The organism is Streptomyces verrucosisporus, assembly GCF_017114865.1.
Lineage (GTDB): Bacteria > Actinomycetota > Actinomycetes > Streptomycetales > Streptomycetaceae > Streptomyces > Streptomyces fenghuangensis.
This window is the reverse complement of record NZ_JADEYH010000005.1, coordinates 48,148-67,989: the sequence shown is the minus strand read 5'-3', so window position 1 is coordinate 67,989 and position 19,842 is coordinate 48,148. Positions and strand designations below refer to the sequence as shown.

Sequence of the window (19,842 nt, the reverse complement as noted above, 5' to 3'; positions counted from 1 at the left end):
GGCCGGCGGGTCAGGTGCGGGTGATACGGGCGACCAGGTCGAGCCAGCCGGCCTCCAGCCGCTCCAGCGGCATGCCGCGCCGCTCGGTGAGGTGGTGCAGCAGCGCGACGTCCAGGTGGCCCGCCAGGGTGTGGGCCAGCAGTTCGGCGTCGCCGCCGGTGCCGGCCTCGCGCAGCAGCGCGGTGAGGTGGGTGAGAGCCAGGCGGCGGGGCGGGGGCTCGAAGCGCCTGCACGCCTCCGGCTCGGCGGCCAGCAGCAGGGCCCGGTGGGCGGCCAGGTGCCTGAGCGTGGCGATACCGAACTCCTCCAGCCGCCGTACGGGGGGTGCCCCGGGCCCCAGTGGCGGGGGACCGGTGAGGAAGGACTCCTGGTAGAGGCGCTCGGAGTGGTCGAGGAGGGCCATGAGCAGCCCGCCCCGGTCGCCGAAGCGCCGGAAGACGGTCCCCTTGCCGACCGAGGCGGCCGCCGCGACGGCCTCCATGGTCAGCTGCTCGGGGCCTCGCTCGGCCACCAGCCGGGCGGCGGCCTCCAGCAGACGCGTCCGGTTGCGGGCCGCGTCCGCGCGTATGGGAGGCGTCTGGCCGGCCAGCGGCAGCAGCGGCTGACCGGCCGTCTGCTCGGCCGTCTGCCCGGGGTGGCCCTGTTCGTCGTCGGGCGGCGCGATCGGAGTCACGGGACTCAGCGTACTCCCCGGGGAAGAAAATGGACCACGGTCCGGTTGGCGTGCTAGAAAGCATTCGGACCGCGGTCCGTTTACTGCTCCGCCCCTCCCCGATCCCCACAGGAGACGCCATGTCCGTCCGCATCCTCGCCCTCGTCGGCAGCCTCCGCTCCGGCTCGCACAACCGTCAGCTCGCCGAGGCGGCCGTGAAGCACGCCCCCGAGGGCGTCGAGATCGTCGTCCACGAAGGGCTGGGCGACGTCCCCTTCTACAACGAGGACGTCGACGTCGAGGGCTCCGTACCCGCCGAGGCCGCGCGGCTGCGCGAGATGGCCGGCGGAGCCGACGCCTTCCTGCTGTTCTCGCCCGAGTACAACGGCACCATCCCGGCCGTGCTGAAGAACGCGATCGACTGGCTCTCCCGCCCCTACGGCGCCGGCGCCCTGTCCGGCAAGCCGGTGGCCGTCGTCGGCACCGCCTTCGGGCAGTACGGCGGCGTGTGGGCGCAGGACGAGACCCGCAAGGCCGCGGGCATCGCGGGCGCCAGGGTGCTGGAGGACGTGAAGCTCTCCATCCCCAACTCGGTCGTGCGCTTCGCCGAGGCCCACCCGGCCGAGGACGCCGAGATCACCGGGCAGCTCGTCGAGGTCCTCGGCAGGGTCTCGGCCGCCGCCGAGCCGTCCGCCGTCTGACCGACCGCGTCAGCGCCTCGGCGGGACAGCGCGGGAGGGGCCCTCCGGAATCCGGGGGACCCCTCCCGCGCTGGTTCGGGGCTCAGCGGACCCGGTAGTTCCGCATCATCTCGTGGTCCTCGTGCTCGAGGATGTGGCAGTGCCAGACGTACAGGCCGGGCCTGTCGAAGAGCGCCTTGATCCGGGTGACCCGCCAGGGCGGCGCCGACACGGTGTCCTTCGGACCCAGTTCGGTGGCGTCCGGCTGCTGCGGCAGCCCGATCTCGATGTTGCTCAGAACCCCGGTCCCCGGGTCCCGGTCGGCTTTGAACGGCGCCCGGTCCAGTACCTGGAACCGCACCATGTGCAGATGGACCGGGTGGGTGTCGTACGTGGCGTTGAAGATCTCCCAGATCTCGGAGGTGTGCAGTCCGGGGTCCTCGGTGACCGGTTCGGACCACTCCAGCGTGCCCTGCTCCGCGGTGCCCAGCAGCGGCTTCATCCTGCCGAACTCGTCCGATGCCTCGGACAGCAGCAGCCGGCGGGTCCGGGCCGGGGGCCTGGAGATCCGGAAGGGGGCGCGGCGCAGCGTCCGCGGCAGCCGGGGCTCGGGGATCCGCTCGTCGCGGGGCCGGTTCACCCGGAACCGCATCACCTGGTCGGCGGGTGGGGCTACGGGGCGGCCGTAGGGGAAGGGCGTGGGCGCGTCGTTGGTCAGGGTGTGGGTCTCGCCCCCCAGCCCCCGGAAGTCGACGACCAGGTCCGCCCGCTCGCCGGGGGCGACCACCAGCGGCCCGTCCAGCGGCTGCGGCCGGTGGAGGAAGCCGAGGTCGGTCCCGACCAGGGTGGCGGGGAACGGCCATCCCCCGCCGGCCGACAGCCGGTAGAAGCGCGAGTTCGACCCGTTGAGCAGCCGCAGCCGGTACTGGCGCGGCTCCACGTCCAGATACGGCCACGCCTTGCCGTTGACCAGGATGACCTGTCCGAAGAACTCGGGCCGTACCGAGGGCCCGCCCGGCCAGCCGGGGCAGTCGGAGGGGGCGTCCGGATAGGCCAGCCGCCCGTCCGGGTGGAACATGCGGTCCTGGACCACCAGTTCCAGTTCGTACGGATCGCCGGGCAGACGGTGGTCCTCGATGAGCGAGAGCTCGTGCGAGTCGCGCAGGAGGTAGAAGCCGACCAGCCCGGCGTAGACGTTGAGCCGGGTGATGCCGAGGGTGTGGTCGTGATACCAGAGGGCGGCGGCCTCCTGGCTGTTGTCGTAGCTCAGCCGCGTGCCGTCGAAGAGCGGCCCGACGGCACCGCCGGGGGTGTACCAGGCTTCGGGGTGGCCGTCGCCGCCCGGGTCGGTGTGTCCGCCGTGCAGGTGCACCACGGACGGCACGCCGTCGCGCTCGATGGTGTGGCCGGTGCGGGCGAAGGCCCAGTGGACCGTGGTGTCCACCGGCAGCAGGTGCCGGTGTGGCAGGCCGTTGACCCAGTTCACCCGTACGGGCCGGTCCCGGTGGGCCACGAGGGTCGGGCCGGGGTAGGACACCTGGACCGGGCCCGCGGACGCGGGGCCGCCGCCGCGGTGCCCGCGCACTCCGAAACCCCAAACCGGTGTGGTCAGGCCCAGCCCGCCGCCGAGGAGGTCCTGGCGCGCCGGGCCCATCACGAAGGTCCGGTCGCCTCCGCCCAGCGCGTCGACGCGTGACGGGCGGGGCAGCGGGTCGGTGAACCGGGGGACGGCGGCGGGGTCGGCGATCGGTTCGAGGTAGAGCGGGTCGTCGAGGGGTGGCAGCGCGGCGGCCTCCCGGGCGGCGGCGGGCGGCGCCGTACCGGGTCCGGGCAGGAGCAGCGCGCCCCCGGTCAGCGAGCTCGCCTGGATGAAACGTCTTCTGTCCACGGTCTGTCTTTCCCTCGGGGTCACGGGATGGCGGGGCATCCGTGATCTTCTCCGGGAAAGAAGTACTGGTATATGGGCTGTTCAGGTAGAAAATACCTTTTACCCGCATGTAAATCAGGAGAGATGTTTTCCGGTATGCAAGTGGGTCCTGGAGGACGCGGACACGGAGAACCGGCGGACCCGGGCCCGCCGGCGGTACGGTCGGGAACTCAGGACCTCTCGTCGACCACCTCCAGGTTCACGAAGCGGGGCTCCTTGCTGCACAGTCCCCGGATCTGCTCGGAGACGCGCTGCGTCTCGGGCATCTCGCTGTTCCTCATCGCCTGCTCGTAGGAGGGGAACTCGACGATGTCCACGTAGTGGGTGGAGTTCTCGCGGTCCTGCCCGTGGATCTCACGGGAGAGGGTCCGCTTGCCCTCCGTCATCCGCATCCACTGGTCCCAGAGGTCCATCATCTCCTTGTCGTGCGTCGTCTCGTACTCGATGAGCTGTACGAACGTCATGAGAATCCTCCCGCGGCGGTCACTGCCGGGCCTTGGCGTACTCCTCCGCCATGGCGCCGGCGTAGTCGTACATCACGACCGCCTCGTCGCCGACGGTCCAGGCGTCGTGCCCAGGCGGGCAGACGAACACGTCGCCCGGCCCGACCTCGGTCTCCTGGCCGTCGTCCATGCGGATCCGCATCCGCCCGCTCACCACGTAGCCGTTGTGGTGGATCCGGCAGCTGTCCGTTCCGGCGATCGGGCCCACCGACTCCGACCAGCGCCAGCCGGGCTCGAACGTGGCCACGGCGAAGTCCAGCCCGGTGAGGTGGAGGGCTTCGAGGTGGCCACGGGGGAAGTCGCGCCGCTCGTCCGGCTTCTCGATGGTCTTGACTTCCAGCATGACTGAACCTCCGTTTCACGCCATATGTCCATTATGTGCGCGTAGGGCGCGACAGGGAAACGGCGGGGAGCGGGGATTTCGGGAATCCGGTGGGGAGCTGGCCCGCCACCACCGAGGCCGGCGGCCGCCCCCGTGCACGGACCCGTGCGTGGAGCGTACGCGGGGTCGTGGGAGGAGGCCCGGTCAGGGGACCAGCGGACCTTCCAGGACCCGTAGGCCCGGGGCCGGTTTCACCACGGGAGGAAGGCGTGGATCTCCTTGCCGTCCGGCAGCGGGTGGACGGTGAGCCGGTCGGCGATCCGCTCGACGATGGACCAGCCGAAACCGCCCCCGCCGTCGTTCAGATCGGCCTGGCGGGGCCTGGGCGGGGCCGGATCGCTGTCGCGGACGGTGATCTGTACGCGGCCCTCGGTGAACGCCAGGCACAGGGTGAGTGGGCCGGGGGCATGGCGTACGGCGTTGGTGACCAGTTCGGAGACGACCAGCAGCACGTCGCCGTGTGAGCGCTCTCCGGCGGGCGGTTCGGTGCCCGCCAGTTTCAGCAGGAAGGCGTCGGCGGCGTCGCGTGCCTGGGCGATGGTGCCGGAGTGGCCGTCGAAGTCGGCGCGCAAATGGGGAGCCCCCAAACCCTCGCTCAGCAGTTCCATCGCCGGTCCCCCAGTCAACACAGCGGTGTCCATAGTGCGTCTTCCCGCTGTTTCCCACACCATACGCCGCTGTCGCCCCACCCTGCCGCATCCACTGCCGCGGGCGGGCCCGGGACGGGGCCGGGGAAGGGGGGAGCGGTCAGCGGGCAACGGTGAAGAACCCGGCCAGACCCACCAGCTCCAGCAGCCTGCCGGGCTGTTCACCGACGCCGGTCAGGATCAGGGGGGCCCCGCGGTCCCGGCAGCTGCGCTCCAGGGAGAGCAGGGCGTGCAGGCCGGCGGAGTCCATGAAGGGGACGCTCGACAGGTCGACGGCCAGACTCCGCCAGGGCTGGTCGATCTCCTTCAGGATGCCCGTCAGGGCCGGCGCGCTGTCGTGGTCGACGTCACCCCGGGGATGCAGGACGACGGTGTCGTGTTGGCGGGTGATGGCGACTGACAGGGTGCGCATGGCCCTTCGACCCCCTTCCGGGGTGGATCGGCTCGTGCCGGCCGAGGTGTCTTCCGGATCGGGTGGTTCGGCGGTGCCCGGCCGGCGCGGGCAAAGGAGCCTCCCCGGCCAGACGGCGGGGCGACTCCCCCCACCGTCACACACCAGGGGCCGCCGCGCCACCATCGTTGTCCCAAATCCCGGCCCGTGCGCACGTCCGGGTGAGCCGGGTGGGGCGGGAGGCGGCCGTGTGCCGGCCGGGGCCGGAACCCGGGCGCCGCCGACCGGTTCCGGACACGCCCGCCACACGGTGGTGAGGCCGGCGGGATTCCGGGGCAGTCCGGTGGTGTGCCGCACGCGCCGCAGCGCGGTGGAGCGGATACGCCGACCGGAGCGGAGGGATGCGGTGACCAGCCACAAGGAGCGCATGCTCGCCGGTGAGCCCTACCTCGCCGACGATCCCGAACTGGCCGCCGACCTGCGGCGCGCGGCCGAGCGGTGCGAGCGGTTCAACACCTCGCCGGCCGCCGACCCCGCCGCGCGCCGGGCGGTGCTCGCCGAGCTGCTGGGCGGGCTGGGGGAGGGGGCCGAGGTTCGCCCGCCGCTGTACGTCGACTACGGCTACCGGACCACGATCGGGCCCGGTACGTTCGTCAACTTCGGAGCGGTCGTGCTCGATGTCGCCCCCGTCTCGGTCGGCGCCGATGTCCAGATCGGCCCGAACGTCCAGCTGCTCACCCCCACCCATCCGCTCGACCCCGAGCGGCGCCGCGCCAAATGGGAGGCGGCCGAGCCGGTCACCGTCGGCGACAACGTGTGGCTGGGGGGCGGTGCCATCGTCTGTCCCGGCGTGACCGTCGGCGAGAACACCGTGGTCGGCGCCGGGGCCGTCGTCACCCGGGACCTGCCCGCGAACGTCGTCGCGGTGGGCAACCCGGCCCGCGTCGTCCGCGAGCTGTGAGACCGCCCTCCTCCGGCGGTGTCCGAAGGAAGGGTAATGCCCGGTTGCTCACGAAAAGCGGCGAGACGCGGAGATCCGGGGGTGGGAGGGAAGTCCAGGGTGCCGTCCGTCTTGTCATGTCCCTTAGGTGGACATAGAGTCCGCCGCGCAGCGATGGGAGCGCTCCCAGAAGCTCCCCGCCCCACTCCTGCCGAAAGGACAGCATGGCTTCCCCCCTGCGCACACCCTTGCGTACGCCACTTCGCTCCCTGCCCCGGGTACGCGCCGCACTGCTGGCGCTCCTGCTGCTCGCGGGGGCCCTGACGGCCCTGACCGCCACGGCGCAGACCGCCCGCGCCGACGAGCGGATCTGCGACCAGTACGGGAGCACCACCATCCAGGGCGAGTACGTGGTGCAGAACAACCGCTGGGGCACCAGCGCCACCCAGTGCATCGACGTGACGGGCACCGGGTTCCGGCTCGCCCAGGCCGACGGCTCCGTCCCGACCGACGGGGCGCCCAAGTCCTATCCCTCGGTCTTCTACGGCTGCCACTACACCAACTGCTCCCCGGGCACCAACCTGCCGATGCAGGTCGACTCGATCGGCAGCGCGCCCAGCAGCGTCTCCTACACCTACGTCGACAACGCGGTCTACAACGCCTCGTACGACATCTGGCTCGACCCGACGCCGAAGAAGGACGGGGTCAACCGGACCGAGATCATGATCTGGCTCAACCGCGTGGGCCCGATCCAGCCCATCGGCTCCCGCGTCGGCACGGCGAACGTCGGTGGCCGCAGCTGGGAGGTGTGGACCGGCAGCAACGGCTCCAACGACGTCATCTCCTTCATCGCCCCCTCCGCGGTCCGGAGCCTGAGCTTCGACGTCATGGACTTCGTCGACGAGACGGTCGCCCGCGGCATGGCCCAGCGCTCGTGGTACCTGACGAGTGTTCAGGCCGGCTTCGAGCCCTGGCAGAACGGTGCCGGTCTCGCCGTCGACTCCTTCTCCGCGTCCGTCAACACCGGCAGCGGCGGCGGTGACGGCGGTGGTGACGGCGGCGACCCGGGCGGCGGGCCGGGTGCCTGCGAGGTCACCTACACCACCAACTCCTGGTCGAACGGCTTCACCGCCGACGTCGGCGTCAGGAACACCGGCTCCACCGCGATCAGCGGCTGGGAGATGAGCTTCGCCCTGCCCGCCGGCCAGTCGGTCACCAGCGCCTGGAACACCACGCTCTCCTCCAGCGGGGGCACGGTGACGGCCCGTCCGGTCGAGCACAACAGGAACATCGAACCGGGCGGCACCCAGTCGTTCGGCTTCCAGGGGACCCACTCGGGGGGCACGCTCGGCGAGCCGGCCCGGTTCACCCTCAACGGCACCGTCTGCACGGTGAAGTGAGCCACGCACGGCGGGCACGGTGAAGCGGCGCGGAGCCTGGACCGCACAGGGGGTGGTCCGGGCCCCGCGCCGCACTCGGCCCGGCGGCCCTCAGGCCAGCCGCGCCGCCACCTCCTCGCGCAGCCGCGGCAGCATGTCGTGGAGCACCCCGGGGCACAGCGTGCCCGTGTCGTAGTCCTTGTGGCCGTACATCCGGGCGGGCGCGATGCCGTACCGCTCGCACACGTACGCGCACAGGATCACCAGCACCTCCCACTGGGCCTGCGGCGGCACCGCGCCCGCGTGGTACGCCCCCTCGCAGGCGATGCCGACGGCGCGGCCGTTCTGCCCGGAGGTGTGCGCGCCGAGGACGAAGGAGGTGCCGCCGGTGAGGGTCCGCAGGCTGCCGTGCCTGCCCTCGGTGATCCAGCCTCCCCGGCTGACGGCGAAGTGGTAGCCGGTGTCGATCCAGCCGTTGTCGTCCATGTGCAGGTCCTGGACCCAGTGGGCGTGTGCGTGGGCCCGGGCGCGGGAGAGGTCGGAGGTGTTCGCGCTCACCGTGTGGTGGACGATGATCCGGTCCGGCCGGTACCCGAGGACGGTGACGTCGCCCCGGGGCGGCCGTGCGTTCCACTCGGAGGTGCTGTCGACGTCGGGTTCGACCGTGCCCGAGGCCCGGGCGGTGCCCGCCGGCGCGCCGGCGGCGACGAGCCCGGCGGCACCGGTGATCAGCAGACGGCGGCGCAGTGGTTTCTCACCGTTCAAGGTCGCTCCTCAAAAGGGCCGCGCGGAGCACGCGGGTCGCGGGGACGGGGCGGGGGAGGGCGGGGCCCGCGGGCCGTTCGGCCGTTCGGTCGCTTCGGAGGGCTACGGGGTGTTGTTGGCCAGGGCGAGGAGCCGGTCCCTGGAGCCGTTGAACTTGTTGCGGTCGACGTTCCCGGAGACGCCGCCGACCGAGCCGGTGCTGGTGTACTGCCACACCGTCCAGGTGGGGAAGCCGCTGGGGATGGTCGGGGTCTCGCTGGAGGTCCAGTGCGCCACCCACAGCGGGCTCTTGTGGTACATGCCCGTCCAGTTGCCGGTGCAGGTGTTCCACCAGCCCGCGGTCGTGTAGATCACCACGTCGCGCGAGGTGCGCGACTTGTAGGTGTTGTAGAAGTCGGTGATCCAGGCGCGCATCTGCGTGGTGGACAGGCCGTAGCACATCGCCCCGTAGGGGTTGTGCTCGATGTCCAGGACGCCGGGCAGGGTCATGTTGTCCCGCGACCACGCGCCGCCGTTGGAGGCGAAGTAGGCCGCCTGGGTCGAGCCGCCGGAGACGTCGGGGCGCGCGAAGTGGTAGGCGCCGCGGATCACACCTGCGTTGTACGCCGCCACGTAGTTGGTGTTGAACCGAGAGTCCTTGAAGCTGGTGCCCTCGGTCGCCTTGATCCAGGCGAACTGGATGCCCGAGTTCCGCACCGAGGTCCAGTTGATGGCGCCCTGCCAGTGCGAGACGTCGATCCCCTGCACGCCGCTGGTGTGGCCCAGCGCACCCAGTGGCGGTTCCTCCCGGGTGCCGGCCCCCTCGTGGAGCCGGTGGCCGGCGCCCATGAACGCCGTGCCCGGCTTGAGGCGCTCCTCGGCGGGCGGAGGCGCCGCCGCGGCCGTACCCGCCGTGGCCGTCAGCAGGGCGAGTACGGCGGCGAGCACGCCGACCACGGCGGTTCTCGGCCGGCGGTGGGGGGAGAGGGGTCTGTGCGGGCGCATGGCTTCCTCCTGGCGCTCGGTGAAGGCGGGAGTGGGGGATGGGAGGAGGTGCTGGGTGGTGCCGTCGGTACGGGCGAGCGCGCCGGCACGGCCGTACCGGCGCGACCTTGTTGACGTGCACGCGTCATAAGTGACGCACGCGGCGGTCACTCTGTAAAGACACTCCAGGCACTCCCTGTGGTCTCTACCTCTGCCGCCGGGCGCCAACTGCGCCGACGGACCGCGCCCGGCGGAAACTTTCACGGCGCGAAAGCGGGTGCGGCCCCCCCGGAGGGCGCCCGAGTCCGGAAAGTCCGCGCCGTGGCACCGAGCGTTCCGCCGTTCGGGTGAGCTTTGGGCTGAGCTTCGGGATGGGGCGGACAGACCTTTCCGGTGTTTTCCCGGCCCGTCCGGCGCCGTGTGGGAAAAGGCGGGAAATCCTGCGGTAGCCGCCCGGAAGTCACCGGAGTAGCTTTCGATGGGTGCCGACAAGCGTGGGAAGCCCGCCGAACAGGGCCGACGGTCCGGCCAGTTGCCCCGCGCCCCGGAAAGACCGTCCGACAACGCAGCTGACTACTCCGCGAAATCCGCGCCCGGCAGTCCCGGGCTCCTGTCGGCCGGACCCGTTCGGCGAAAGCCACCGGGAGACCGGAGGCCGACCGCGGTGGAGGTGAAGCCATGGCGACGCAGACGGAACCCCTGATAGAGGCGCCCGGCGTCGAGGACGGTGCCGCCGTGTGGCGCATCGCCCGCGACTCCCGCGTGCTCGACCTCAACTCCTCCTACAGCTACCTGCTGTGGTTCCGGGACTTCTCCCGGACTTCCGCGGTGGCGCGCGGCGAGAGCGGTGCGCCCGTCGGTTTCGTCACCGGCTATCTGCGTCCGGAGCGGCCCGGCGCGCTGGTCGTCTGGCAGATCGCGGTGGACGAGGAGCACCGCGGACGCGGTCTGGCCGGCGCCATGCTGGATCACCTGGCCGCCCGGTCGGCCCCGCGGGGGGTACGGCATCTGGAGGCCACCGTCGCGCCGGGGAACACCGCCTCCGACCGGCTGTTCACGCTCTTCGCCCGGCGGCACGGCGCGGCGCTGGAGCGCGAGGCGCTGTTCGGCGCGGAACTCTTCCCCGACGGCCACGGTCCCGAGGTGCTGTACCGCATCGGGCCGCTGCCCCGCGCCTCCCGGTCCTGATCCGCCGCCCGGGCCGGACCCGCCGCGGGCGGACGGCGTGCCGCCCGTCCGGCACCACATCCACCGAGGAGTACACCACCATGACCATCACCGAAGCCGAGACCTCCGTCTTCGACACCCTGGAGTCCCAGGTGCGCAGCTACTGCCGGGGCTGGCCGAGGGTCTTCGAGCACGCGCACGGCTGCCGCCTCCAGGACGAGGACGGCCATGTGTACCTGGACTTCTTCGCCGGGGCGGGCGCACTCAACTACGGCCACAACCCCCCGGTCCTCAAACGCGCCCTGCTGGACTACCTGGAGCGCGACGGCGTCACCCATGGCCTGGACATGTCCACCACGGCCAAGCGGGACTTCCTGGAGACCTTCCGCGACCTCGTCCTGCGGCCGCGCGGCCTGGACCACAAGGTGATGTTCCCCGGCCCGACCGGTGCCAACGCCGTCGAGGCGGCCCTGAAACTGGTCCGCAAGGTCAAGAGGCGGGAGACGGTGGTGTCCTTCACCAACGCCTTCCACGGCATGTCGCTCGGGGCGCTGGCGGTGACCGGCAACGCCTTCAAGCGCGCCGGCGCCGGCGTCCCCCTGGTCCACGGCATGCCCATGCCGTTCGACAACTACCTGGACGGCAAGGTCGAGGACTTCCTGTGGTTCGAGCGGCTGCTGGAGGACCGCGGCTCCGGCCTGAGCCGCCCGGCCGCCGTGATCGTCGAGACGGTCCAGGGCGAGGGCGGCGTCAACGTCGCCCGCGCCGAGTGGCTGCGCGCCCTGGCCGGTCTGTGCCGCCGCTGGGACATGCTGCTGATCGTCGACGACATCCAGATGGGCTGCGGCCGCACCGGCGGCTTCTTCTCCTTCGAGGAGGCCGGCATCGTCCCCGACGTCATCACGTTGTCGAAGTCCATCAGCGGCTACGGGATGCCGATGGCGCTGACTCTGTTCCGGCCCGAGCTGGACGTGTGGGAGCCCGGCGAGCACAACGGCACCTTCCGCGGCAACAACCCCGCCTTCGTCACCGCCACCGCGGCCCTGGACACCTACTGGGCCGACAGCGGGACGGAGAAGCAGACGCTCGCCCGCGGCGAGCAGGTCGGGGCAGCCCTGGACGAGATCGCCCGCGAGCACCGCCGGAGCGGGGCCGGATACCGGGGCCGCGGCCTGGCCTGGGGGCTGACCTTCACCGACGCCGGGCGCGCCGCCCGGGTGTGTGCCCGCGCCTTCGAGCTGGGACTGCTGGTGGAGACCTCCGGCCCCGAGAGCGAGGTCGTCAAGCTGCTCCCGCCGCTCACCGCGACCCCGGACGAACTGGACGAGGGCCTGCGCACCCTGGCCCGCGCCGTCGACGAGACCGACTGACCGGCCCGACCGCACGCGGTACGCCGTACGCCCGGGCTCCCGGGTGGGGCGTGAGGCCGTCTTCCCGGCCACTCGGCGGGAGGGCGGTCCCACGCCCCGCCCCGTAGCCCCGGCGACAGCGCGCCGCCGTTCCGGAAGCGTCATAGTCTTCTTGTATGGGATATATCCGGCATGCCTGCCGCGGTGTGCCGCCACCGGGACGGACGGGGGCGGCACACCGGTGCCGCACGCCGTGCGGCACCGCCGGCGGAGCGGCCGGAGGCCCGCCCCGCGGCCTGGCCCCCGCGCGGGGCCTGAGGGGAGCGCATGGTGGCCGGGGCCGATGACACGCCGGTCGGACAGGACCGGCTGGAGACGGAGTTCCTGGAGGTGGTGCGCGGCGCAGGCGCGTCCGTCGGCGCCCTGTACCTGCTGGCCCCGGAGGAGGACGTGCTGCGCCTCGCGCTGATGTTCGGGGCGCCGCTCGACTTCGTCGAGCCATGGGCGAGGGTCGCCCTGGCCACACCCGTCCCGGTGGCCGACGCGGTCCGCGAGGACCGCCTGGTGTGGGTGGGGAGTCAGGAGGACATGGCCCGGCTCTACCCGCGCACGGCGGTGGCGCTGCCCTACCACTTCGCACTGGCCGCCGTCCCCGTCGGCGCGGACCGCGCCCAGGGCGCGCTGCTGCTGCTGTGGCCCGGCACCCACTCGCCGCGGATCACTCCGAGGCGGCGCGACAACATCCTCTCCGGCTGCCGGCGGCTGGCACGGCTGCTGGAGGAGGACGACGCGGGACGGCCGGTCGGTCCCCCGGACCGACCGCGGTTGCTCAGCGCCGGCACCGTACGCGCCGGCAGGTCGCAGTCGGCGCTGGCCGCCGAGGACTTCGCCGAGCGCCTGCCCGGCGGCTGCTGCGCGCTGGACCTGGAAGGCCGGCTCACCTTCGTCACCTCGGGCGCCGCCGAACTGCTGGGCCGCAGCGCCGCCGAACTGCTGGGCACCCGCCCCTGGCACTCGCTGCCCTGGCTGGACGATCCGGTCTACGAGGACCGCTACCGGGCCGCGATCGTCAGCCGCGAGCCGGTCTCCTACACCGTGCACCGGCCGCCCGGCCGGTGGCTCGACTTCCGGCTCTACCCGGACGCCAGCGGCATCAGCGTACGCATCGAGCCCGCGGGCACCGGCCCCCGCCCCGCACCGGTCCGCGGCGAGTGGACCGGGAGGGCCGCCAAGGCCAGGGCCGGACAGCTCTACCAGCTGATGCACCTGGCCGCGGCCCTGACCGAGACCGTCGGGGTCCGGGACGTGGTCGACCTCATCGCCGACCAGGTCATGCCCGCCTTCGACGCCAAGGGGGTGATCCTGTCCGCCCTGGAGGAGGGCCGGCTGCGCATCGTCGGCCACCGCGGCTACTCCGCGGCGGCCATCGAACGGCTCGAGGGCGTGTCGTTGGACACCTCCCTCACCCCGGCCGGGCGGGTGCTCGCCGAGGCCACGCCGCTCTTCTACTCCTCCCCGCAGGAGATGGAGCGCGAGTACCCCGGCCTGCCGCGGACGACCGACAAGCAGGCGTGGGCGTATCTGCCGCTGGGCATCTCGGGACGGCCCGTGGGCTGCTGCACCCTGTCCTACGACCGGCCCCACGAGTTCACCGCCGAGGAGCGCGCGGTGCTCACCTCCCTGGCCGGACTCATCGCCCAGGCGCTGGACCGGGCGCGTCTGTACGACGCCAAGCACCAGATCGCCCACGGCCTCCAGCAGGCGCTGCTGCCCCACACCCTGCCCGCCGTCCCCGGGCTGCGGGTGGCCGCCCGCTACCTTCCGGCCACCCGGGGCATGGAGATCGGCGGCGACTTCTACGACCTCATCCGCCTCAGCGACAGCACCGCGGCCGCCGTCATCGGCGACGTCCAGGGGCACAACGTCGCCGCCGCCGCGCTCATGGGACAGGTCCGCACCGCCATCCACGCCCACGCCACCGCCGGCGTCCCCCCGGACCAGGTGCTCGCGCGCACCAACCGGCTCCTGACCGATCTCGACCCCGGACTGTTCACCAGCTGCCTCTACGTCCACCTCGATCTGGCCCGGCGGTGCGCGGGCATCGCCAGTGCCGGCCACCCCTCCCCGCTCCTGCGCGAGCCCGACGGCCGCACCCGCCCCCTGGACGTCCCGCCCGGCCTGCTGCTGGGCGTCGAGCCGGACGCCGACTACCAGGTCTTCGACACACTCCTGCCGGCCGGCGCCGTCCTGGCCCTCTACACCGACGGTCTCGTCGAGACCCCGGGCGTCGACCCCGACGAGGCCACCGCCGGGCTCGCCCGCCATCTGGCCGGTGCTCCCGACGGGGATCTGGAGCGCCTCGTCGACGCCGTCATCCGCGGGGTCCGCCCAACCCGGCAGCGCACCGACGACATCGCCCTGTTCCTGCTGCGGACGGTGTTCGGCGAGGACGGTGGGGACGGCGAGGACGGCGAGGACTGAGCGCGGCCCGGACGGCCGGGGCGCGGCGGAGGCGGAGACGGCGATCCCGCCCCGCCCCGTACACCCGGGTCAGCGGCCCACGGGGTCGCCCTCGGCGCCGTCGTCCGGCGTACGCAGCATCATGTGGCCACCGTGGTGCAGCGGTGTGTCCAGTCGCGGGCGGGCCGCCTCGCGGCCCGTCTCCGCGTCGACGATGTGCACCTCGCCGTGGCCGCCGCGGGTGACGGCGACCCAGTCGGAGCCGGGCGAGGCGGCCACCGCCCTGCGCTGGACGCCCTCCCAGGGGGTGCCGCCGCGGCGCGGAGCGCCGTCCATGGCGGCCAGGGGGAGGCGGCGTACGGCGCTGTCCGGGCCGTCCGCGTCCAGGAGGACCAGCTCGTCACCGTCGGGGTGGATGCGGGTGAAGGCCGCGTGGCGCCGGGCGAGGGCCAGGCGGAAGACCAGGCCGGGGCCGAGATCCGCGAGACGGGTGCGGCCCGTCCCCAGGTCGTGCCACCACGCCTGATTGGTCCACTCCGGCCACCTCAGCGGGTCCGGCGCGCCGCCGCGCAGTGTGCTCCACAGCGACTGCCGGCGGGTATCGAGCCGCAGGTACCAGCCCCGAGCGGGCGACTCCCACGGAATCACCGCCTCGGCCGTGAGCGCGTCGCCCGCCCTCCGGGCCCGGTGCACTCCCTCGCCCGTGGCCGCGAACACGTGCCCCGAGCCGGGCGCGTACGCGTCCCCGTGCCCGTCGTCCGGCAGGGGCAGGAGCGATCCGGGGGCGGCCGGAGGGCAGCCGGGAGGCGCCGCGAGGAGGTCCGCGAACCGGTGGACGGCCAGCGCCCCGGGCTCCCGGTGCCGCAGCACGACCAGCGGATCGCCGCCGCCCGGCATCGTCACACCCGGTTCACCGGCCCGGGTGCGCACCCGGGAGGCCTCTTCGGTGGCCAGGTCGACGACCGTCAGCAGATCCGACCACGGCTCGGTGTTCTTCCCCAGACCGGTGGTGACGGCCAGTCGGCGGCCGGACGGGTCGCAGGCGAGGTGCTCGGCCGGCACGGCGACCGGGACGGTGAGTTCCACCAGTTCGTCGCCGAAGGGGTCGAGCACCAGCAACTCTCCCCGGCGGTCGTCGACGCAGGCCGCCCGCCCTCCTGGCAGCGCCAGGAACCCGGCGTGCTCCGAGAGGTGCCGCCCTGTCAGGCGGTGTGTGACGGTGCCGTCCGGCACGGTCAGGACGTACAGGGAGCCGTCCACGTGGTCGGAGACGAGCAGCAGGGGAGCGGTGCTGGACATGGGGTTCCTCCGAAAGGCCGACATCGTGAAAACGATTATCATGTATCTTCGGCGTGTTCCGGCTCTCCCCGAGAAGAAACGAGGGCGTCAATGCTGCGTTCACCGTCGAGATCCGTCCGTGGCTGGATCGCCGCAGCGGTGCTGGGTTCCGTCCTGACCGGCTGCGGCTCGCCGTCCGGCGAGCCGGCGGACGGCAGGGCCGAACCCGGGGCGAGGACCGAGGTCACCGTCGAACCCATCCAGGCCGCAAGCGAGTTGACCGACGTCAACGGCACCAGGATCTCCCTGGACGGTGAACCGGAGCGTATCGTCTGCCTGTTCGCCCTCTGCGACGACATCCTGACCGAACTGGGCATCGTCCCCGCGGCCACCAACAGCGCGCTGCTGGCCCACCCCGACTTCCTGGGTGAGGAGAAGGCGAAGGAGGTCGACGTCATACCCGGCGGTTTCATAGCCCCGGAGGTGGAGGCGATCCTCTCCCACAAGCCCGACCTCGTGATCGGCCTGGGGGACACCCACGGCAAGCTCGCCCCCGCGCTGAAGGGCGCCACCACCTTCTGGGCCATGCAGCCCGAGACCTGGCAGGACAGCGTCGGCTATCTGCGCGACGTCGCCGCGCTCACCGGCCGCACCGACGAGGGGGAGAAGGCCGAGAAGGCCTTCCGCACCAAGCTCGCCGAGGCCGAGAAGAACCCGAGCGACAAGACCGCGCTCGTCATCTACGGCAGCGACGAGAACTTCGGCGTCGCCACCCCGGAGACCGACGTGGCCGCCAGCCTGTTCCCCAAGATCGCCGAATACCCGTGGAAGTCCCGTGGTGTGGAGGGAAGTTACAGCCTGGAGGAGATCCTCGCCGAGGGTGTCGACGTGCTGTTCGTCGAGACGATGAGCTTCGGCGACGCGGACGGCAGGCTCTCGGAGAAGCTGTCGGACAACCCTTTGTGGGGCAAGATCCCGGCGGTGCGCAACGGTGATGTCCACGAAGTGGACCCGGAGGTGTGGGCCAAGGGCCGCGGCACCCGCTCGCTGGGCATTGTCCTCGACGAGGCCACGGCCGCGCTGCGGTGAGGGCGCCCGTCCCCGCGCCCACTGGGGCGGATGAGAACGCGGCGGCGGAAACCGGGGTGGAGGACACCGGGGCGGGAGGCGCGGCGGCGAAGGGCCGGCGCGCCTCGTACCGGGCACGGTGGCGGCAACCGGTCCTGGTGGCCGTACTGCTGGCCGTCTCGTCGGTCTGCGCGCTGAGCCTGGGCACCCCCCACGTCCCGCCGCACCGGCTCGCCGGCGCGGTGCTGGAGGGCGAGGCCACGCTCGCCGGGATCGTCGTCACCGAGCTGCGCGTGCCCCGCCTGGTGCTTGCGCTCGTCGCCGGCGCCTGTCTGGGGGCGGCGGGGCTCGTGCTCCAGGAGGCGCTGCGCAACCCCCTGGCCGTGCCGGAGATGCTGGGCGTCTCCTCAGGCGCCGCGCTGGGGGTGGCCGCGCCCCTGGTGCTGGCACTGTCCCTGCCCGCCGCAGTCCAGCCCCTGCTGGCCATCGGTGGCGCCGCGCTCGGCGGCGGGCTCACACTGCTCGCGGCCGGGCTGGGCCGAAGCCCGTCCGCGGTGCTGCTGACCGGCGCGGCGGTCGCGGCCGCGCTGCAGGCCGCGCTGCTCGTCCTGATGGTCATGGCCGACCAGCTCGACCTCCAGCTCATCTACCGTTATCTGCTCGGCTCCCTGTCCGCCCGGACCTGGGACGACGTCGCGGGCCTGTGGCCCTGGCTGCTCGTCGTCGCACCCGCCCTCGTGCTGTGCGCGCCGGTGCTCTCGGTGATGCGGCTGGGCGACGAGGACGCCGAGGCGCTGGGCGTGCGCGCCCACCGGGCGCGGCTGGCCGCGCTGGCCGTGGCCGTGGTGCTGATCGCGCCCGTGACGGCCGTGTGCGGGCCCGTGGCCTGGGTGGGCTTCCTCGCGCCGCACCTGGCCCGGTGGTTCACCCCCGGGGCCGGGGCGGTGCGCCGGCTGCCCTGGTCCGCCGCGTGGGGCGCCGTCGTCGTCGCCGTCGCCGATGTGCCGGCCCGGCTGGCGCTGGCGCCCGTGGAGACGCCGGTCGGCGCCTGGACCGCCCTGCTGGGGGTGCCGGCCGGAATCGTCCTGACGCGGTCGGGTGGTCGCGGCCGTTCCCGGCGCAGGAGGACCGAAGCGGCCGAAGCGGCCGAAGCGGCCGAAGCGGCCGGAGTCGCCGGAGCGGAGGGCGCGCGGTGAGCCGGAGGTTCGCGGTGCTCACGGCACTGGCCGCGGTGTGCGCCGCGCTGGAACTGGTGGCCGGGCGCGGCATGTCCCCGGCCACGGCATGGGACGTGCTCGGCGGCGGCGGTGACGCGACCGAGCGCCACATCCTGCTGCAGCTGCGCCTGCCCAGGCTGCTGGTGGCCCTCGGCGCGGGCGCGAGCCTGGCCGTGGCGGGACTGGTCCTGCAGTCCGCGCTGCGCAACCCCCTGGCCGGGCCCGAGGTGACGGGTGTGACGCCGGGAGCGGTGCTCGGGGCCGTCACCGCCACCGCCCTGGGGCTGGCCGGGTGGGACTCCCCGCTGGCCGTCGTCCTGGCCGCGTGCGCGGGCGGATGCACCGGAGCGGCGCTGCTGTGGCTGCTGGCCGGCCGCGGCCGCGGCGACCCCGCGGCCACCGCCGTGCACGGGGTGCTGGTCTCCGCGGTGCTCGGCGGGCTCACCGCCATGGTGCTCCTGGTGGAGCCGGGCGAGCTCGGCAGCGTCGTGCAGTGGCTGGTGGGCACCACGGAGGGCCGGGTTTGGCAGCACTGGCACCTGCTGTGGCCGTGGGCGCTGCTGTGGGGGACGGCCGCCTGGCTGCTGGCCGGACCGCTGACCCTGCTGCGCTGCGGGGACGAGACCGCCCTGGCCGCGGGCCTCCCCGCCCGGCGGGCGCGGACCCTGGCCCTGCTGTGCGCGGTGGCGCTGACCGCGGGCGCGGTGGCCGCCGTCGGGGCGCTGGGCTTCGTCGGTCTGCTCGTACCGCATCTGGCCGTGGCCCTCTTCGGTGCCGACCTGCGGGTGGGCCTTCCCGGCGCCGCCGTGGTGGGCGCGGTCGTGGTGTGCGGTGCGGACGCGGTGGCGCAGCTCTCCTCGCGGCTGCTGGCGGCGGCGCTGGAGACCGGAGGGCTCACGCTGCCGGTCGGGGCGCTCACCGCCTGCCTGGGCGCCGTGCTGCTGCTGGCCGTCGTGCGCCGCACGCCGGACCGTACGTTCTGAAGTCGAGGGAGAAAGCCCGTTGACCGACACCGACACCGACACCGACACCGACACCGGCGCCGGCCCCGATACCGACACCGAGTCCGTGGGGATCCGTATCGAGGGGGTCCGCTTCGGATATCCGGAGCGGCCCGTGCTGCGGGGGGTCGACATGACCGTCCGGCCGGGCGAGCTGACCGCTCTCGTCGGGCTCAACGGCTGCGGCAAGTCGACCCTGCTGCGGCTGGCCGCCGGGCTGCTGCGGCCGGACGAGGGGCGCGTACTGCTGGGCGGGGACGACCTGGCCCGGCTGTCCCGGCGCGCCACGGCCCGGAGGGTGGCGCTGCTGCACCAGTCCGCGCCCGCGGTACCGGGGATGACGGTGCGTCATCTGGTGCGCCAGGGGCGGTACGCGGCCCGCGGCCCGCTGGGCATGCTGCGCGAGGGCGACGACCCCGTCGTGCACCGGGCGCTGCGGGACGTGGGCGTGGAGCGGTGGGCCGACCGCGACGTCGACGCCCTGTCGGGGGGCGAGCGGCAGCGGGTGCGGCTGGCGATGGCGCTGGCCCAGGACACCCGCGTCCTGCTGCTGGACGAGCCGACCACCTATCTGGATCTGCACCACCAGCTCGACGTGCTGCGGACGGTGGTCCGGCTGCGCGAGGAGCGCGGGCTCACCGTGGTGATGGTGCTGCACGACCTGGCCCACGCGGCCCGGTTCGCCGAGCGGATCGTCGCGCTGCGGGACGGCCGGGTGGCGGCCGACGGGGCGCCGAAGGACGTGGTCACGCCGGGGCTGCTGGCGGATGTGCTGAGGGTGGCCGGCCGGGTCGGCCGGGACCCCGAGGGCGGCTGGCCGGTGTGTTACCCAGATCACCCTCTCCCAGGTATGGAATATGAAAATCGTATTCACTAGGGTGTGAGTGCGGCGCTCGTCCGAACGCCGTATCCCCTTGCGAACAAGGAGAGTTCATGGACAACGAGCAGGTCTTCACGCCGATCGCCGACCCGGGCCAGCTGGCCCACGACTCGGCCTCCCACTCCAACGCCCTCGTCGAGAACCCCTTCGAGGACACCGAGGAGTAAGCGAGGGCCCAGCCGCTCTCGAACGT

General features: G+C 73.1%; 20 protein-coding genes. 11 read left to right on the top strand and 9 right to left on the bottom strand.

Annotated features, from left to right (window positions below; all coding sequences use genetic code 11):
• Positions 1-10 precede the first annotated feature (10 nt).
• Positions 11-673, bottom strand: a complete 663-nt coding sequence (locus tag IQ279_RS08735; protein WP_372445102.1) for a TetR/AcrR family transcriptional regulator — start codon at positions 671-673, stop codon at positions 11-13.
• A 119-nt stretch (positions 674-792) separates the two neighbouring features.
• Here IQ279_RS08735 and IQ279_RS08730 point away from each other — a divergent pair, with 119 nt between their 5' ends.
• Positions 793-1,353 (top strand): NAD(P)H-dependent oxidoreductase, encoded by a 561-nt coding sequence (locus tag IQ279_RS08730; RefSeq protein WP_206347781.1) that lies wholly within the window; start codon positions 793-795, stop codon positions 1,351-1,353.
• Positions 1,354-1,435: 82 nt separating this feature from the next.
• Here the strand turns inward: IQ279_RS08730 and IQ279_RS08725 are convergent, their stop codons facing one another.
• The 5 genes from IQ279_RS08725 to IQ279_RS08705 form a co-directional block, all read right to left on the bottom strand.
• Complete coding sequence (locus IQ279_RS08725) at positions 1,436-3,220, bottom strand: multicopper oxidase family protein (protein ID WP_307792272.1); 1,785 nt, start codon at positions 3,218-3,220, stop codon at positions 1,436-1,438.
• Positions 3,221-3,429: 209 nt separating this feature from the next.
• Complete coding sequence (locus IQ279_RS08720) at positions 3,430-3,723, bottom strand: hypothetical protein (RefSeq protein ID WP_206347779.1); 294 nt, start codon at positions 3,721-3,723, stop codon at positions 3,430-3,432.
• 19 nt (positions 3,724-3,742) lie between these two features.
• A complete protein-coding gene (locus IQ279_RS08715; RefSeq protein ID WP_206347778.1) occupies positions 3,743-4,105 on the bottom strand; it encodes a cupin domain-containing protein in 363 nt (120 codons plus the stop codon).
• A gap of 230 nt (positions 4,106-4,335) precedes the next feature.
• Positions 4,336-4,752: an ATP-binding protein gene (locus IQ279_RS08710; protein ID WP_206347777.1), complete on the bottom strand. Its 417-nt coding sequence runs from the start codon at positions 4,750-4,752 to the stop codon at positions 4,336-4,338.
• Between the two features lie 139 nt (positions 4,753-4,891).
• Positions 4,892-5,203 carry an STAS domain-containing protein gene (locus tag IQ279_RS08705; protein WP_206347776.1) on the bottom strand — a complete coding sequence of 104 codons (312 nt, stop codon included), beginning with the start codon at positions 5,201-5,203 and terminating at the stop codon, positions 4,892-4,894.
• A 406-nt stretch (positions 5,204-5,609) separates the two neighbouring features.
• Between IQ279_RS08705 and IQ279_RS08700 the strand changes: the two genes are divergently transcribed.
• Positions 5,610-6,143: a sugar O-acetyltransferase gene (locus tag IQ279_RS08700; protein WP_206347917.1), complete on the top strand. Its 534-nt coding sequence runs from the start codon at positions 5,610-5,612 to the stop codon at positions 6,141-6,143.
• A gap of 203 nt (positions 6,144-6,346) precedes the next feature.
• On the top strand, positions 6,347-7,522 hold the full coding sequence (locus tag IQ279_RS08695; protein WP_206347775.1) for a glycoside hydrolase family 12 protein: 1,176 nt from the start codon (positions 6,347-6,349) through the stop codon (positions 7,520-7,522).
• A 90-nt stretch (positions 7,523-7,612) separates the two neighbouring features.
• Here the strand turns inward: IQ279_RS08695 and IQ279_RS08690 are convergent, their stop codons facing one another.
• Both IQ279_RS08690 and IQ279_RS08685 read right to left on the bottom strand, forming a co-directional pair.
• Complete coding sequence (locus IQ279_RS08690; protein WP_206347774.1) at positions 7,613-8,266, bottom strand: peptidoglycan recognition protein family protein; 654 nt, start codon at positions 8,264-8,266, stop codon at positions 7,613-7,615.
• Positions 8,267-8,368: 102 nt separating this feature from the next.
• The gene (locus IQ279_RS08685) at positions 8,369-9,250 is read right to left on the bottom strand and encodes a lysozyme (RefSeq protein ID WP_206347773.1); all 882 of its coding nucleotides are present in this window, start codon (positions 9,248-9,250) and stop codon (positions 8,369-8,371) included.
• 657 nt (positions 9,251-9,907) lie between these two features.
• On the opposite strand from IQ279_RS08685, the gene ectA reads away from it, so the two are divergent.
• The 3 genes from ectA (at position 9,908) to IQ279_RS08670 (ending at position 14,226) form a co-directional block, all read left to right on the top strand.
• Complete coding sequence (ectA, locus tag IQ279_RS08680; protein WP_206347772.1) at positions 9,908-10,417, top strand: diaminobutyrate acetyltransferase; 510 nt, start codon at positions 9,908-9,910, stop codon at positions 10,415-10,417.
• An 80-nt stretch (positions 10,418-10,497) separates the two neighbouring features.
• Positions 10,498-11,766: a diaminobutyrate--2-oxoglutarate transaminase gene (gene ectB, locus IQ279_RS08675; RefSeq protein ID WP_206347771.1), complete on the top strand. Its 1,269-nt coding sequence runs from the start codon at positions 10,498-10,500 to the stop codon at positions 11,764-11,766.
• A 309-nt stretch (positions 11,767-12,075) separates the two neighbouring features.
• On the top strand, positions 12,076-14,226 hold the full coding sequence (locus IQ279_RS08670; RefSeq protein WP_307792271.1) for a SpoIIE family protein phosphatase: 2,151 nt from the start codon (positions 12,076-12,078) through the stop codon (positions 14,224-14,226).
• Between the two features lie 69 nt (positions 14,227-14,295).
• On the opposite strand, the gene IQ279_RS08665 is transcribed toward IQ279_RS08670, so the two are convergent.
• A complete protein-coding gene (locus IQ279_RS08665) occupies positions 14,296-15,504 on the bottom strand; it encodes a YncE family protein (RefSeq protein ID WP_206347769.1) in 1,209 nt (402 codons plus the stop codon).
• 90 nt (positions 15,505-15,594) lie between these two features.
• Here IQ279_RS08665 and IQ279_RS08660 point away from each other — a divergent pair, with 90 nt between their 5' ends.
• From IQ279_RS08660 to amiA, 5 genes are all read left to right on the top strand, one after another.
• Positions 15,595-16,572 carry an ABC transporter substrate-binding protein gene (locus tag IQ279_RS08660; protein WP_206347768.1) on the top strand — a complete coding sequence of 326 codons (978 nt, stop codon included), beginning with the start codon at positions 15,595-15,597 and terminating at the stop codon, positions 16,570-16,572.
• Between the two features lie 149 nt (positions 16,573-16,721).
• The gene (locus tag IQ279_RS08655) at positions 16,722-17,747 is read left to right on the top strand and encodes a FecCD family ABC transporter permease (protein WP_206347916.1); all 1,026 of its coding nucleotides are present in this window, start codon (positions 16,722-16,724) and stop codon (positions 17,745-17,747) included.
• A complete protein-coding gene (locus IQ279_RS08650; RefSeq protein WP_206347767.1) occupies positions 17,744-18,751 on the top strand; it encodes a FecCD family ABC transporter permease in 1,008 nt (335 codons plus the stop codon). Before IQ279_RS08655 ends, IQ279_RS08650 begins: the two co-directional genes overlap by 4 nt.
• Positions 18,752-18,836: 85 nt before the next feature.
• Positions 18,837-19,646 carry an ABC transporter ATP-binding protein gene (locus IQ279_RS08645; RefSeq protein ID WP_206347915.1) on the top strand — a complete coding sequence of 270 codons (810 nt, stop codon included), beginning with the start codon at positions 18,837-18,839 and terminating at the stop codon, positions 19,644-19,646.
• A 56-nt stretch (positions 19,647-19,702) separates the two neighbouring features.
• The gene (gene amiA / locus IQ279_RS27865; RefSeq protein ID WP_240958231.1) at positions 19,703-19,816 is read left to right on the top strand and encodes a streptamidine family RiPP; all 114 of its coding nucleotides are present in this window, start codon (positions 19,703-19,705) and stop codon (positions 19,814-19,816) included.
• The last annotated feature ends 26 nt before the right edge of the window (positions 19,817-19,842 follow it).